Below are 15,370 nucleotides of genomic sequence, written 5' to 3' on the forward strand. Positions count from 1 at the left end.
CGCGGGCTCGGATGCCCATGCGTGGTTCCTGGGCATGAAGCCTCGCTGCAACACGGTCGAGGTGGAGACCGCGCTACGATCGAGCGCTCCTCCGCAGGGGTGGGAGGGACAGGGCTTCGCGGCCGCCTGCCTGGCGCTGGCCGGACGCACCGACGATGCGCGCGAACGACTCGCCGGCCTGGATGCCGACGCACGGTGGAGGGCCGCGGGAATTGTCTTCGACATAGGGCATCCGGTCGCAGACGCGGGAGACGACATCTCCGCCGCACCCATCATGGAGCTGGTGGTGGAGTTCTGGCCCAACCACTACATGGCGCTGTACCACGCGGGCGCGGCCCGCTTCGAGCTGGGTCAGCTGGCCGCGGCGCGGCCCTATCTCGAGTCGTTCCTGCGGGAGTACGGAGTCGAGGACGGCTGGACCGGGAGCGCTCGACGGATGCTGGAGGAGATGGAACCCTAGCGATTGCGCATATGCTCCGCGACGGAGCGCGCGATCTTCTGCTGGGCCACGGGCAACGCCAATCCCTCCGCTTCCGCCAGCGTGACCCAGCGCGCCGACGCGGCGGAGTGGCCCAAGCCGGCGAGCACGGCTCGCGGGTCCACCTCGGGGCGCTCGAGCTGCACCAGCAGCGGGTGGTAGGTGGCCTTGAGGTGACTGAACTGGTGATCCACCGCGGGAAGGGCGCTGCGGCAGCGCTCGGGGACCGCCACCATCTCGCGGGCCGGAAACTCCCACATGCGCGCCAGCAACCCCTCGTCGGGGCGTTGCACCAGGACGGTGCGGCCCTCATCCGTCCACACGACGAGGCTCAGGTAGTGGAGGTGGGGTACCGGCCCGCGCTTTCGAGGCGGAGGTCTCAGCGCCACGGTGCCCCGCTCGAGTGCCGCACAGCGAAAGGCCAGCGGACACGCGTCACAGCTCGGAGCGCGTGGCGTGCATACGGTGGCACCCAGCTCCATGAGCGCCTGATTGAAGTCGCCGGGGCGTCGGCGATCGAGCAAGGCTTCGGCGGCCGCCCACAGCTCGGACTCGTCGGGCGCCTCCAGGTCGAACAGGCGAGACAACACACGCCGTACATTCCCGTCCACGACCGGCTCGGGCACCCCGAACGCGATGCTCGCTACGGCGCCCGCAGTGTAGCGCCCCACTCCCGGCAGGTCGCGTAGAGCGACGGCATCGCGGGGGATGACGCCGCCGTGACGGTCGCGCACCGCCTGGGCGGCCCGATGCAGGTTGCGCGCTCTGGAGTAGTAGCCCAGCCCCTTCCAGATCGGCAGCACGTCGTCGACGTCGGCCGCGGCCAGCGACGAGAGCGTGGGGAAGCGCTCCAACCAGCGCTCGAAGTAGGGGATGACGGTCTCGACCCGCGTCTGTTGGAGCATGATCTCCGACACCCACACCCGGTAGGGATCATCCGTGCCGCGCCAAGGCAGCTCCCGCCGGGTGGCGTCGTAGAAAGCGAGCAGGGCCCGCCGCAGCGGTGCCAGTGGTTCGGAACCGTTCACGTAGACAAAGCTACGGTACCTCCGCGCGGATGGGGTACCCGGGCGTCGGGAGTTCGCAGGCCGGCCGGGCGCCCCGGCACGTCCATGGCGCTTCTCCGCCTGCCTGGGGTATGGTTCGAGACGGCCGGGAGGGGCCATGCGCTATACCACCTACACCAAGTTCAAAGGCGGCTGGGCCGACGCGCTCAACATCGAGGCGCTGCTCGAGCACATGGCCGACTTCCTGTTGGATGCCGGCTTCGCCGGCGGGCCGCACTTCCACCCCTACTGGGGCTGGTCCGGCACGGAGGACACCGATTCCACCGACGCGCTCAAGCGGGCGCTGCTGGAAGCCCTGCTCAAGAGCGGCCAGCTGACGCCGGAGATGCTGGCCGAGCTCCGGGGAGAGGGCGAGGGAGACGAGGCCGTGCGCCAGCAGATCGCTCAGCTCCTGGACGACCTGGTCCAACGACTGGTGGAGGAGGGGTTCATCACCCTGGGGGACGGCGAGCCGCGGGTGCCGGGAGCCACCTACGACGTGACGGGCCAGGGCAACATCGACGAAGCCCGGGAAGCGGCCATGTCCGTCAACTTCGACCTGACCGCCAAAGGCATGGACTTCCTGGGCTATCGATCGCTCCGGAGGCTGTTGTCCGCCATCGGCAACGCCGACTCGGGCCAGCACGAGACCACGGACCTGTCCACTGGAGTGGAGGTCGACGCGGCCAGCCGACCCTACGAGTTCGGGGACACCCTCAACCTCGACATCCCGGCCACGCTCAAGAGCGCCATCCAGCGGGAAGGGATGGGCATCCCGCTGGCACTCGACTATTCGGACCTCCAGGTGATGCAGACCGAGCGGCGCTCCTCCTGCGCCACGGTGCTCATGCTGGACATCTCTCACTCCATGGTGCTCTACGGCGAGGATCGCTTCGCCCCCGCCAAGAAGGTGGCCCTGGCGCTCTCCCACCTGATCCGCACCCAGTTCCCGGGCGATTCCCTGCGCGTGCTCACGTTCGGCGACCGGGCGCAGGAGATCCCCCTGTCGCAGCTCTCCAAGGCCCAGGTGGGGCCCTACCACACCAACACGGCCGAAGGACTGGAGCTGGCCCGCCGCATCCTGCTCGCACAAAAGAAGGACATGCGGCAGATCATCATGATCACCGACGGCAAGCCCAGCGCGCTCACGTTGGCGGACGGGCGCATCTACACCAACTCGGGGGGCCTGGACCCCCAGATCCTCAGGCGCACCTTCCGGGAAGTGGCTGCCTGCCGGAAGGCCGGGATCCTGATCAACACGTTCATGTTGGCCCGAGACCCCGCGCTCGTGCAGTTCGTGCAGAGGGTCTCGGAGATCGCGCGTGGAAAGGCCTACTTCACCACCACCATGACGCTGGGCCAGTACCTCATGATGGACTTCCTCAAAGGGAAGGGCCGGCGGGTAGGGTAGGCGTCCCTGCGGACAGCGATCGTAGCGACGGGGGATTTCCTTGCCGGGGTCGGCGGAGTCCTCCCATGATACCCCCCGACCTTCCGGCCCGGCCGCCTTCAGGTCCGGGACCAGAGGGTCGTTCTGCGAAACAGAGAGGCCCTGCGCATGAAGCCCACCGACGTCCTGTCCGACCCGAGCTACTACCACAAGGTCGTCGATTGTCAGTGGGCCTGTCCGGCCCATACCAACGTTCCCGAGTACATCCGCCTGATCGCCCAGGGGCGCTTCACGGACTCGTACTGGCTCAACCGCGCCTCGAACGTCTTCCCGGGGATCCTGGGCCGTACCTGCGACCGACCCTGCGAGCCCGCGTGTCGCCGCACGCGAGTGGACGGCAAGCCGGTCGCCATCTGCAGGCTCAAGCGGGTGGCCGCCGACCACCGCGATCCAGGCGACGACCGCCGCTTGCCGGTGCCTGCCGTGAAGAACGGGAAGCGCATCGCGCTGGTGGGCGCGGGACCCGCTTCCCTGACGGTCTGCAACGACTTGATGCCGCTCGGCTACGAGTGCACCGTCTACGAGAAGCTCAGCCGTCCCGGGGGGCTGATGCGCATCAACATCCCCTCGTTCCGTCTCCCGCCCGAGGTCCTCGACAGCGAGATCGACCTGATCCTCGACATGGGAGTCGACGTGCGCTACGAGACGCCCATCGACAGCATGAAGGCACTGCTCGAAGAGGGCTACGACGCCGTGTTCGTCGGATCGGGTGCGCCCAAGGGCAAGGAGCTGGAGCTCCCCGGCCGGCAGGAGGGCGCGGCCAACATCCACATCGGCATCGAGTGGCTGGCCAACGTGCATTTCCAGCACATCGACCGGATCGGCTCTCGCGTGCTGGTGATCGGAGTGGGCAACACGGCCATGGACTGCTGTCGCTCGGCCAAGCGCCTGGGCGGCACGGACGTGAAGGTCATGGCCCGCCGCGGCCGCAGGCAGTTCAAGGCCTCCCCCTGGGAGTTGGAGGACGCCGAGGAGGAGCAGGTCGAGATCATCGAGAACCACTCGCCCAAGCGCTTCGTGATCGAGAACGGACGCCTGACCGGCATGGAGTTCGAGGTGGTCGAGTGGGTGAAGGGCGACGACGGGCGCACCCGCATGAACGTGCTGGACACGGTCATCATCCCCGCAGACGACGTGATCCTGGCCATCGGGCAAGACAACGCGTTCCCCTGGATCGAGCGCGACATCGGCATCGAGTTCGGCGACTGGGACATGCCGGTCGTGGACCGCACCACCTTCATGTGCTCGCGGCCAGGCGTATTCTTCGGGGGAGACGCCGCCTGGGGGCCGGAGAACATCATCTGGGCCGTGGAACACGGGCATCAGGCCGCCATCTCCATCCACCAGTATTGCGAGGGGCTCTCGCTGACGGATCGGCCACCGCAGGGCATGAACCTCTACAGCACCAAGATGGGCATGCACGAGTGGACGTATTCCAACAACTACGACCCCGCGGCCCGGGCCAAGATGGTGCACGCCGATCTGCAGGCGCGCTTCCAGGAGATGGATCTCGAGGTCGAGCTGGGCTTCAACGCCGAGCAGACCGCCCACGAAGTGCAACGCTGCCTGAATTGCGACATCCAGACGCACTTCACGGCGTCGCTGTGCATCGAATGCGACGCTTGCCTCGACATCTGCCCGACCAACTGCCTGACCATCACCTGGAACGGTGAGGAGGAGGACCTGCGCGGCCGCCTCATCGCGCCCACGCTCCATCCCGAGCAGGAGATCTACGTGTCCGAAGGGTTGCCACAGACGGCCCGCGTGATGGTCAAAGACGAGGACGTCTGCCTGCACTGCGGCCTTTGTGCCGAGCGCTGTCCGACCGCCGCCTGGGACATGATGAAGTTCGAGCTCTTCTACCCGCATGCTGCCACGAGCAGCGGATTGGCACACGCCGCCTCATGACCTCATCCAGCCCGGCTCCCGGCAGGGAGCTCCGCATCAACGACTTCGCGTTCAAGATCGGGACGGTCAACGGAACGGGCTCGGCCAGCGCCAATGGCCTGCTCATGCAGACGATCTTCCGCATGGGCATCCCGATCTCGGGAAAGAACGTATTCCCGTCCAACATCCAGGGCCTGCCCACCTGGTACGAGATCCGGGTCAACGGTCGGGGGCGCACGGCGCGCACTCCGCTCTTCGACCTGATCGTGGCCATGAACCCGGCCACGTACGCTCGGGACGTGGCCGAGGTGAGGAACGACGGCTGGCTGCTGCACGATTCCTCGTGGCCGATGGATCCCAGCCTGAAGCGGGAGGACGTGACCTTCCTGGGCATCCCCATCGGCAAGATGTGCGTCGAGCACTTCCAGGGTGCGCGCGAGCGCATCCTGATGAAGAACATCGTCTACACGGGGGCGCTGGCCGCGCTCTTCGACATGGACATGACGGTCATCCAGCACCTGCTGGAGGAGACCTTCGCCAAGAAGAAGGCGCTGCTGGACTCGAATTTCCTGGCTGTGCGCCTGGGCTACGAGTACGCCAAGGAGCACTTCGAGTGTCCGCTGCCCATCCGCCTGCAGCGGTTGGACGAGACCTCCGACCACATCATCATCGACGGCAACACGGCCGCGGCGCTGGGGTGCGTCTACGCGGGTGCGACGGTGGGCGCCTGGTATCCCATCACGCCCTCCACGTCGCTGATGGACGGCTTCACGCGCTTCTGCAGGCAGTTCCGCACCGATCCGGAGACCGGTGAGAAGAACTACGCCATCATCCAGGCCGAGGATGAGCTGTCCGCGGCAGGGATGGTGATCGGCGCCAACTGGGCGGGCGCACGGGCCTTCACGCCGACCAGCGGACCCGGCATCTCGTTGATGAGCGAGTTCATCGGCCTGGCCTACTACGCCGAGGTGCCCTCCGTCTTCTTCAACGTCCAGCGCACGGGGCCCTCCACCGGGATGCCCACGCGCACGCAACAGGGCGACCTGATGCTCTGTGCCTACGCGTCCCACGGGGACACCAAGCACATCGTGCTCTTCCCGGCCCATCCCGGTGAGAGCTTCGAGATGGCCGTGGCCTCCTTCGATCTGGCCGAGCGCTACCAAACCCCGGTGTTCGTGGTCCAGGACCTGGATATCGGCATGAACGACTGGATGGTGCCGCGCTTCCGCTGGGACGACAGCTACCGGCCCGATCGCGGCAAGGTGCTGAACGCCGAGGAGCTGGAGGCCGCCCAGAACTTCTACCGCTATCTGGACGTGGATGGGGACGGCATTCCCTACCGCACCCTGCCCGGTGTCCACCCCAAGGGGGCGTACTTCACGCGTGGCTCGGGGCACGACAAATACGGCCGCTACACCGAGGACTCGGACGCCTACGTCGAGGTGGTGGATCGCCTGCGCCGCAAGGTGGAGGGGGCGGCCGAGGCGCTGCCGGCACCCCTGGTCGATCACCGGGAAGGCCCGGGGAAGGCCCGCTACGGGATCGTCTCGATCGGAGCCTGCGATGGTGCCGCCCGGGAGGCCCTGGACCAGCTGCGCGCCGAGGGGATGTCCGTCGACTACATGCGGATCCGCGGCTTCCCCTTTGCCGCTTCGGTGGAGGAGTTCCTGCACGCGCACGAGGTCAACTTCATTGTCGAGCAGAACCGGGACGCGCAGCTGCGCTCCCTGCTGCTGCTGGAGACCGAGACGCCCCGTTCCAAGTTGGTCTCGGTACGGTACTACGGCGGACTGCCCATGAGCTGCCACCACGTCGTGGACGGCATCCACCGGCACTTCTATGGGGACGAAGCCATCGAGCCCCTTCCGATCGGCGGGTCGCGAGGAGTCGCATAGTCCATGACCTACATCACCAAGCCCAAGGTCCATCACCCGAAGCTGGAGCGGAACGAGCTCGGGCTGACCCGGCGGGACTATGAAGGCACCATCTCCACGCTGTGCGCGGGGTGTGGCCACGACTCCATCACGGCCGCCATCGTGCAATCCTTCTACGAGCTGAGCATTCCGCCGCACCGCGTGGCCAAGCTCTCGGGCATCGGGTGCTCCGCCAAGACGCCGGCCTACTTCGTCAAGGAAGCGCACGGCTTCAACAGCGTGCATGGCCGCATGCCGTCGGTAGCCACTGGCGCCATCGCCGCCAACCGGGATCTGGTCTACATCGGTATCTCCGGGGACGGGGACTCGTTGTCCATCGGATTGGGGCAGTTCTGTCACGCCATCCGCCGCGGCATCGACATGCTCTACGTGCTGGAGAACAACGGCGTCTACGGCCTCACCAAGGGTCAGTTTTCGGCCTCCGCGGACATCGGCACCAAATCCAAGCGCGGAGAGGCCAACACGCAGTCGCCTATCGACCCCGTGTTGGTGGCCATGCAACTGGGCGCCACCTACGTGGCCCGAGGCTTCTCCGGCGACAAGGCGCAGCTGGTCCCTCTGCTCAAGGCGGGCCTGAGCCACCAGGGCTTCGCCTTCATCGATGTGATCTCGCCCTGCGTGACCTTCAACGACCACGTCGGGTCCACCAAGAGCTACCGCTACACGCGCGAACACCTGCACGACCTGGTGCCGGTCGACTTCGTGCCGCTCAAGAGCAGCATCGAGAAGGAGCAGCAGGACGCGGGTGTGACGGAGATCGCCATGCACGACGGCAGCATCGTGCGCTTCCGCAAGGTGGGCGACGACTACGACCCCACCGATCGCGTGAAAGCCATGGGACGCTACGAGGAGCTCACGGCTGCGGGAGAGGTGGTCACCGGACTGCTGTACGTGAATACGGAGGGCGACGACTTCCACGCCCAGAACCACACCACTGCCGCACCCCTGGTGGACCTCCCCTACGAGAAGCTCTGCCCGGGAAGCGCGGCGCTCGACCGCCTGATGGAGAACTACCGCTGACGCCCGACCAGTCCATCGCGTTCGCCCAGGCGGACGCGTTCACCGACGTGCCCTTCGCGGGCAACCCGGCCGCCGTGTGCCTGCCGGAGGGGCCGCTCCCCGCGGGGCTGATGCAGAGCATCGCCGCCGAGATGAACCTCTCGGAGACCGCTTTCCCCGAGCCTCCGAACCCGGAAGGCGTGCGTCGCCTGCGCTGGTTCACACCCGCCCTGGAAGTGGACCTGTGCGGGCACGCCACCCTGGCCGCGGCGCACGTGCTGTACGAGCGGGGCGCCGCGGCGCCGCTGGTGTTCGAGACCCGCAGCGGGCGGCTCACCGTGCACCGGGAACCGGACGGCCAGCTGCGCATGGACTTCCCCGCGGTACCCACCGAGAAAGCCGCCGCTCCGGCCGGTCTCCTGGAGGCGTTGGGGGTGCCCGCTGCCACGGCCACGGCGCGCGGTCCGGCCGGCCAGTACTGGTTGGTGGAGGTGGAGCGCGAAGCGCAGGTCCGGGCCCTGAAGCCCGACTACAGCGCGCTGGCGCGACTCGATCTGGGCGGACGCATCGGCGTGGCGGTCACGGCACCGGGGAACGAGGTGGACTTCGTATCGCGGTTCTTCGCGCCCTGGGCCGGCATCGACGAGGACCCCGTCACCGGCTCCGCGCATTGCATGATGGCACCGTGGTGGGCGGAGCGGCTGGGGAAGGGCACGATGAGCGCCCGCCAGATCTCCCCGCGCGGGGGCTCCCTGGAGGTGCGCGCACTGGGAGAGCGCGTGCACCTGGTGGGTCGTGCCGTCACTGTGGCGGAGGGGAAGCTCCGCGTGCGTTGACCGCGAACTCGGGCCTTCCGGGCCGCTACTCTACCCGGTTCAGATCGTAGCGCATGATGCGTGCGTGGGGGCTGTCCGCCTCACGCTCCAGCCCGAAGCAATCCCCGGTCAGGGTGCCCAGCTCCTGCAGCAAGGCCTCCAGCTCCATCCAGTCTTCCGCCCTGGTCCGGAGCGTGAGTGCGCCCTGACACTCCCGGATCCGGTGCGGGCGACTCATGCCCACGATCACGGAGGCGGATTCGGCGCGGTCGAGCACCCACTTGAGAGCGACCTGGGCGAGGGTGGCACCGTGCCGGTCCGCGACCCGCCGCAGCAGGTCGAGGATAGACTGGAAGGCGTCCCACCCGCCCAACTCCTCGATGACCAGCCGGTACTTGGTGAGCGAGCGGTTGGGTAGCGCACGCGCAGCCGCGAGGCCACCCGCTGCCGGATCGGGCCGCCCCAGCCAGGCGTCGGTGAGGAAGCCACCGGCCAGCGTGCCGTAGCACAACAGGCGCACATCCTGCGCCTCCGCCCAGGCGGTCATGCCGCGCTCCGGTCTCCGGTCGAGCGGCGAGTACTGCACCTGGTGGGCAACCAGGGGAACGTCGGCGGCCACGATACGCTCGAGATGCGGCACATCGAAGTTGGTCGCGCCCACATGTTCGATCTTGCCCGCCCGTCGCTGCTCGTCCAACCAGCCTGCGACCTGTTCGACGCCGGGCACCTCGTAGTCCCACCAGGCCAGTTGCACCAGGTCGAGCCGTTCCACGCCGAGCCTCGTGAGGGAGCGATCCACGATGCGCTCCACATAGCCGCGATCGACATGCGCCAGGGCCGAGCGGTCCGGAACCAGCTTGGTGTGGAAGCGCAGCGCCCGCCCCACCTCGGAGCCCATCCGCTGGTGGGTGCGCCGGCGCACCTCACCCAGAAGCTCCTCGACGCCCGTGTAGATGTCGGCACAATCGAAGGTGGTCACGCCGTAGGCGATCACCTCCAGGAACTCGTCGAGTGCCTCCGCTCCGGCGGGCCCATTCGCGTGGTGCCCCTCTGAAAGCTGCCAGGCGCCGACGATGAGCGGAGGCGGCGTGAACGGAGGCACAGGCTGGCTCACGCAGGATCCAGGGGCACTCTGGTGACCTCGGCGTGACGAAACGTGCGCCGGGCCGTGCGCATGATGCGGAAACGCGCACCGCAGTGCGGGTCCGGACACGCGATCTCGGTGTCGGTGGTCATCCAGTCGTGGGGGTGCGTATCGCGCTGCTTGGCCGGAAGCAGCGGCAGCAAGGCCGCCAGGGGGTAGAGGGGGAAGGACTGGCCGGGCGGCAGGCTCAGGTTCTCTCCCGAAAGCTCGAAGAAATCACCGGGATGGTGATTGCACACCATGTCTTCGGGCTTCCCCACCACCTCCACGCGCAGATCCCAGAGCTCGAACTCGTCGCCCGTCGGTTTCATTCCGTCTTCCTTCCCGAAGTGCATTGCGTCATCCTGCTTCTGAGCACCGGCGCATCGATCGCTGGATCCGCCCCCGCGGGGTACCCGACCACCGGGGCCGCCCGCTAGGTTGCCGCCGGACGGCCGCCCGATTCCGCTTCACCTACAGGGTCGCCGTCAGCACCAGCAGCGGCCTCGTCCGGCGCCCCGCGGGCGCATCATCTTTCCGCCCCTCGCTCCCGGGAGCAAATGAGCACAGCGCGCGTCACGTTCCTGGGTGGTCGTGCGGGCGCGTTGCTTCCTCTGCTGACCTTCCTGGCCGGCGTGGCCTGGCTCGGTCTGTCGGGTGCTCCCGACGAGCGGGGGTTCTGGCCGGTCCTCGTGCTGGCGCTCGCGGTGGGAACGCTGCTGGCCCGCGACCGCGAGGCCTACGGCTCCGCCGTGCTCGGTGGGATGGCCCGCCCATTGGTGATGGTGATGGTGCTGGCCTGGCTGCTCGCCGGCGTGCTGGGTTCGCTCATCAATGCCAGTGGCTTCGTCGAGGCACTGGCGGGCCTGGCCGCCGACGCGCACGTCCGCGGTGGACGGTTCGCGCTCGCCGCGTTCCTCATCGCAGCCGCGGTCTCGACCGCCACCGGGACCAGCCTGGGCACCCTGCTGGTGTGTGCTCCCCTGCTGCACCCTACGGGCGTCGGGTTGGGCGCGGATCCGGCGGTGCTGATCGGCGCCCTCCTGGGGGGCGCCACCTTCGGCGACAACGTCTCTCCGCTGTCGGACACCACCATCGCGTCGGCTACCACGCAGGGTGCGGAGATCGGTGCCGTGGTGCGCTCCCGGCTTCGCTACGCGCTACCGGCGGCAGCGGTGGCGGGCCTGGGCTTTCTGCTCACCGGCACCGATGCCATCGCCACCGGGGCGGGACCTGCGGCGGCCAGCGCCACGCGTCTGCCGCTCTGGGCCGGACTGGGGCCTGGTCTGGTGGTGGTGCTGCTGCTGCGCGGACGCACGCTGCTCGAGGGTCTGCTGGCTGGATGCGCGGCCACCGCGCTGCTGGGGCTGGGGCTCGGCCTGATCACGCCGGCGGACCTCCTTTCCATCGACCATGACGCGTTCCTTGCCCGCGGCCTGGTGCTGAGCGGAATGGAGCGCGCCACCGGGATCGTGATCTTCACACTGCTGCTCATGGGCCTGATCGGCGGCGTCGAGAGCAGTGGTCTCCTGGACAATCTGGTGGCCTGGACCCGCAAGCGGGCCACAACGGCAGCCCGTGCGGAATGGGCCATCTTCGCGGCCGTGTCGGGAGCCGTGCTTCTCACCACGCACTCCGTGGTGGCCATCCTGTCCACCGGTCCGCTGGCGCGCGAGGTGGGCGCGGAGCGAGGGCTCCCGGCCACCCGTCGCGCCAACGTGCTCGACATCACGGTCTGCACATACCCGTTCCTGCTCCCGTTCTTCATCCCCACCATCCTGGCCTCCAGCCTGACCGGAGGCGGGGCCGCCGCCGCCCGGGTGGCGCCGCTCGCCGCAGGCCTCCACAACCTGCACTCGTGGGCGCTCCTCGCGGTGCTGCTCTTCGCGCTGGCCACCGGCTGGGCGCGGAGCGAGGACGGGTCCCCGGAGAGAGCGGACGGAACCGGGCTAGGGAGCCCGGGAGGTGGTGCGGACGAGGGCACCGCGGTGTAAGACGCCGCGCGGCCAGGCCGTAGGATTCGGGCCCAGCAGGTTCGTAGCAGTGGGTGCCTTACCCAATCTGTCAGCCTTGGATGTCTCCGTGCTCGATCTCTTGAAGTGCTCGACGTATCGGGCCGCGCTGTTGGTTCTCCTGGGGTGCGGTCTCTCCGCCTGCGATGGCGAGGTCCTGGGAGTCGGCTACGGCGGCGGCGAGTACGAACAGCGGATCCGCGTCGGCGACCGGCTGCGGGACTACGTCGTGTACGTGCCGCGTGCGATCTCCCCCGGAACCGAGGTACCGCTGCTTCTGGCGTTCCACGGAACCGGAATGTCTGCCGAGACCATGATGCTGCTCACCTGGTTCAACGAGCAGGCGGAGCGTCTCGGGATCGTGGTGGCCTACCTGCAAGCCGATGGCGACGGTTGGGTCAGTGTCGGCTCCCCGCCGGTGGGTGAGCCGACCGGAGAGCTGGGCTTCGTCGAGGCCGTGATCGACCGGCTGGACCGCGATCTCGACATCGACCGCAGCCGGGTCTATGCCGCGGGCTTCTCGAACGGGGGCCTCATGATGCAGCGCCTCGGCTGCCAGTTCTACGACCGCATCGCGGCAGTCGGCATCGTCGGGGCAACGATCGCGTTCCCGGTCATCCAGGGGTGCCTGCCCCAGCGTCACGTACCCGCCATGTTCTTCCTGGGCGACCTCGACACGCAGTTTCCCTGGTCCGACAACCTGGCCGCGAACCTGGGCCTGCTGGGAGCCGAGAGCAGCGGCCAGTTCTGGGCGGATCTCAACGAATGCGGCCCCACGCGCGTGGACACCGACCTCCCCGACACCGCCGACGACGATACCACGGTGGAGCGCTGGGACTGGCCGAACTGCCCGGCGGACGGGCAGGTCGTGTTCTACCACATCCGCCGGGGCGGCCACACCTGGCCGGGCTCGCCGCTCAACCTGGGACCCAGCCTGGGAACCAAGTCGCGCGACATCGACGCCAGCCGTCTGCTGGGCGACTTCCTGGTGCAGCAGGGGCTGGGGGGACTGCAGTGACCCGCGCCACCGTGGTCTTGATCGCGCTGCTCGCGTGCGTGGCGGCGCCCCGGGCGGCCTCGGCTCAGGTGCAGGTCGCTCCGGAGGTCGTGCATTCGACAGTCCGTGACTACGGAGCAGGGCTCCGCGTCTCGTGGTCGCCCAACCGCTCCACCTGGCTCTACGCGGAGGCGGTGGAGTTTTTCCAGGACGAATCGGGCACGGCAGACCCGGGCGTGAGGGTCGACGCGGCTCACCGTCAGCTGAACGCGGGCTTGATCGTGAGCGGCGACGAGCGGACGCTGCAGCCGTTCGCGGGCGCCGGCGGCGGTTGGTTCTCCGGACGCCTCACGCTCGAGCGCAACGGGGTATCGGCCACGGCGGACCGCAGCGGCTTCCTGGGGCACCTGTTCGTCGGCATGCGGATGCCGCGCCCCCGCTTCACGCCCTACGGCGAGATGAAGCGGATCCTGAACGACGGCGGCCAGTGGGTCACCACGTTCGGGGTGGCCGTCAACCTCCGCTGAGGGTCTGGACCGGGGGGAACCTGGCGGCGGCCAGTCCAGTAGTGAGGGACCCAAGCCCGAGACCGATCACACGGGGAGCCCCACCATGATACGCCGGATTCTCCTGCCCGCTCTGTTTGTAGCCGTTGCGTGCTCGGCCGCGAACGGTGAGACGGAGCGGCCCGCCGGATCCGCAGCGAGCGCCGCCATGAGCCCGATGCCCTCCGGCCCCACGCCCCCGGCCGGGACGGCCTGGGTGATCTTCGGAACCGACACGGCCTTCGCTGAGGTGGCCCGTACCGCCGCTGAGCGCGAGGTCGGGCTCATGAACCGCGAGTCGCTCGAGTCCAACCACGGCATGATCTTCGTCTACGACGCGCCCGAGGTGCTCAGCTTCTGGATGAAGAACACGCTCATCCCGCTGGACGTGGCCTTCATGGACGAGAGCTTCCGCGTCACCGAGATCCAGTCCATGGAGCCCGAGTCCGAGGATCTGCACACGGCCCGGGAACCCGCGCTGGCCGCATTGGAGATGGACAAGGGCTGGTTTGCCGAGCGTGGCATCGGGCCCGGTGCCGTGGCCCGGATCGTCTGGGGGCGGTAAGCGAGGACGCAAACCCAGGGCTCGCACCTGCGGGGCTGGATTCCCATGAGCCCCGCCCACTCCTTTTCCCGCCACTCGGGTCGGGAAGGCGCCGCTCCTCCGATGAGCGCCTTCGAGAACCCCCGGACCCGAGGGCATCATGCGAACGTCCCACCTCGTCTACGCCGGTATCCTGGTCCTGGCCAGTCAGCTCGGCGCCTGCCTGCCCGGCTGTAGGGCGTGCGCCCTGGGCGGAGCCAACTACACCCCCGTTCCCAGCTTCGGGGAGCCTGGCCGGCCGACCTCCTTCACGCTTCCGCAGGCGGCCGGCAACGCAGCCTGGAGCGGCGCTCCCGAGCTGGCGGCAGTCAGCGCGAACGGCAGCACCGACATCGGTCTCGGGGGTCAGGCCGTCTGCAAGATCACCGGCCAACCGCTGGGCGTGACCACCGGAGCCACGCTCTACTTTCCCGAGGTCGGGAGCGCCTACGGCGCCTGGGTCGGCTATCACTACAACGTGGACCGCGACGGCCCGCTCGACTTCTTCGGCACGGGCGCCGCGCTCTGGAGCCACTACGGATACAGCTCCGACGACTACGTCATCCCGGAAGGCGAGTTCGGCTTCAACGGCCTCGGCGGAGGCGCAGCGTTCCAGCAGGGCTTCGACGGAAGCGGAAACGCGTTCGGATTGAGACTGGGTGGTGGTGCCGCCCTCAATCGTGATCAGAGTCGCTTCGCTCCCTACGGCGAAGTGGGGTACGACGTCTTCCTGCTCGGGGACGACTTCGACAACGAGGTGCGCTTCGCCGCGGGCGTGCGCGTGGGGTTGGGCGGAGCGTAGCGCGAGTGCGATGACGCGCACCGGTCTGTCCCACCGGGACCGACTGCGCACATATCCGCAAGAACGACGTTGGAAAAAAGAACGAGGGGAAGGGTGACCGTTGCGGCACCCTCCCCCTCGTTGCGCTCGGGGGGCCACACCGATCGTTGACGACGCCGGCGGGGGTGGTTTGAGACAGATTCTTCGCTTTCCCGGCGAACCCGGGCGCAGCAGCAGTCTAACGGTCTTCACGCTCGGCGCCAGCAAACATCTGGCGCGGTGTTTTTCAGACGCAACAAGCGTTGACCGCATCCATCGTGGAAGCCCTGCCACGGCAAGCCGTTCCGTCCCTACGCTGAACGCCCCGCACCTGTCCGGCGTGTCAAGGGGGGGTCGAGGCGCGGCGGCAGAGGACTGGATCTCCCTGGGCGGCCGACCGGAGGCACTCCCGGCAAGTAGCCTATCGTCAAGGAGTTGGGGCGGCCCCCCTCCCCGCTCCCACCAAGGTCGCCCGGTCTCGACTCCTTCGTGTGGCCCTCGGTTTGCGCCCCTGTGCCACCGTCATGGACACGCGACGGAGACCCGTGCGAAGGGCGCTGGCCCTTCTGCTGGCGCTGGCTGGAGCCGGAGCCTGTGAGCCGTTGTGGGTGGTGGATCTGGAGCAGCCCATGACCGAGGTGCCGCAGGAGTACCTGGACTGGTTCTCCGACGTCGCGACCT

The 15,370-nt window shown here is 68.3% G+C and carries 14 protein-coding genes; 11 read left to right on the forward strand and 3 right to left on the reverse strand.

Annotation, left to right across the window (positions count from 1 at the left end; all coding sequences use genetic code 11):
• Positions 1 to 460, forward strand: a 460-nt coding sequence (locus tag R3E10_19650; GenBank protein ID MEZ4417979.1) for a tetratricopeptide repeat protein, incomplete at its 5' end; no start/stop codon positions are given.
• Here the strand turns inward: R3E10_19650 and mutY are convergent.
• Positions 457 to 1,506, reverse strand: coding sequence for an A/G-specific adenine glycosylase (gene mutY / locus R3E10_19655; GenBank protein ID MEZ4417980.1), 1,050 nt, complete (start codon positions 1,504 to 1,506; stop codon positions 457 to 459). The genes R3E10_19650 and mutY overlap by 4 nt on opposite strands.
• A 136-nt stretch (positions 1,507 to 1,642) precedes the next feature.
• Between mutY and R3E10_19660 the strand changes: the two genes are divergently transcribed.
• From R3E10_19660 to R3E10_19680, 5 genes are all read left to right on the forward strand, one after another.
• Positions 1,643 to 2,935 carry a VWA domain-containing protein gene (locus tag R3E10_19660; GenBank protein MEZ4417981.1) on the forward strand — a complete coding sequence of 431 codons (1,293 nt, stop codon included), beginning with the start codon at positions 1,643 to 1,645 and terminating at the stop codon, positions 2,933 to 2,935.
• A gap of 147 nt (positions 2,936 to 3,082) precedes the next feature.
• Positions 3,083 to 4,882, forward strand: a complete 1,800-nt coding sequence (locus R3E10_19665) for an FAD-dependent oxidoreductase (protein MEZ4417982.1) — start codon at positions 3,083 to 3,085, stop codon at positions 4,880 to 4,882.
• Entirely contained in the window at positions 4,879 to 6,756 is a 1,878-nt protein-coding gene (locus R3E10_19670) for a 2-oxoacid:acceptor oxidoreductase subunit alpha (protein ID MEZ4417983.1), read from the forward strand. The genes R3E10_19665 and R3E10_19670 overlap by 4 nt, the downstream gene beginning before the upstream one ends.
• 3 nt (positions 6,757 to 6,759) lie before the next feature.
• On the forward strand, positions 6,760 to 7,815 hold the full coding sequence (locus R3E10_19675) for a 2-oxoacid:ferredoxin oxidoreductase subunit beta (GenBank protein ID MEZ4417984.1): 1,056 nt from the start codon (positions 6,760 to 6,762) through the stop codon (positions 7,813 to 7,815).
• A gap of 14 nt (positions 7,816 to 7,829) precedes the next feature.
• Positions 7,830 to 8,630, forward strand: coding sequence for a PhzF family phenazine biosynthesis protein (locus tag R3E10_19680; protein ID MEZ4417985.1), 801 nt, complete (start codon positions 7,830 to 7,832; stop codon positions 8,628 to 8,630).
• Positions 8,631 to 8,655: 25 nt separating this feature from the next.
• Here the strand turns inward: R3E10_19680 and R3E10_19685 are convergent, their stop codons facing one another.
• A complete protein-coding gene (locus R3E10_19685; GenBank protein ID MEZ4417986.1) occupies positions 8,656 to 9,723 on the reverse strand; it encodes an aldo/keto reductase in 1,068 nt (355 codons plus the stop codon).
• Positions 9,720 to 10,064, reverse strand: a complete 345-nt coding sequence (locus tag R3E10_19690; protein ID MEZ4417987.1) for a TIGR04076 family protein — start codon at positions 10,062 to 10,064, stop codon at positions 9,720 to 9,722. The genes R3E10_19685 and R3E10_19690 overlap by 4 nt, the downstream gene beginning before the upstream one ends.
• Before the next feature lie 228 nt (positions 10,065 to 10,292).
• Here R3E10_19690 and R3E10_19695 point away from each other — a divergent pair, with 228 nt between their 5' ends.
• The 5 genes from R3E10_19695 (at position 10,293) to R3E10_19715 (ending at position 14,671) form a co-directional block, all read left to right on the forward strand.
• Positions 10,293 to 11,726 (forward strand): Na+/H+ antiporter NhaC family protein, encoded by a 1,434-nt coding sequence (locus R3E10_19695; protein MEZ4417988.1) that lies wholly within the window; start codon positions 10,293 to 10,295, stop codon positions 11,724 to 11,726.
• Between the two features lie 88 nt (positions 11,727 to 11,814).
• Positions 11,815 to 12,762 carry a PHB depolymerase family esterase gene (locus R3E10_19700; protein ID MEZ4417989.1) on the forward strand — a complete coding sequence of 316 codons (948 nt, stop codon included), beginning with the start codon at positions 11,815 to 11,817 and terminating at the stop codon, positions 12,760 to 12,762.
• Entirely contained in the window at positions 12,759 to 13,268 is a 510-nt protein-coding gene (locus tag R3E10_19705; GenBank protein MEZ4417990.1) for a hypothetical protein, read from the forward strand. The genes R3E10_19700 and R3E10_19705 overlap by 4 nt, the downstream gene beginning before the upstream one ends.
• 187 nt (positions 13,269 to 13,455) lie before the next feature.
• Positions 13,456 to 13,851 carry a DUF192 domain-containing protein gene (locus tag R3E10_19710; protein MEZ4417991.1) on the forward strand — a complete coding sequence of 132 codons (396 nt, stop codon included), beginning with the start codon at positions 13,456 to 13,458 and terminating at the stop codon, positions 13,849 to 13,851.
• A 139-nt stretch (positions 13,852 to 13,990) separates the two neighbouring features.
• Entirely contained in the window at positions 13,991 to 14,671 is a 681-nt protein-coding gene (locus tag R3E10_19715; protein ID MEZ4417992.1) for a hypothetical protein, read from the forward strand.
• Positions 14,672 to 15,370 lie beyond the last annotated feature (699 nt).

The sequence above is a fragment of the Gemmatimonadota bacterium genome (genome assembly GCA_041390105.1).
Taxonomy (GTDB): Bacteria; Gemmatimonadota; Gemmatimonadetes; order Longimicrobiales; family Gaopeijiaceae; genus JAGQIF01.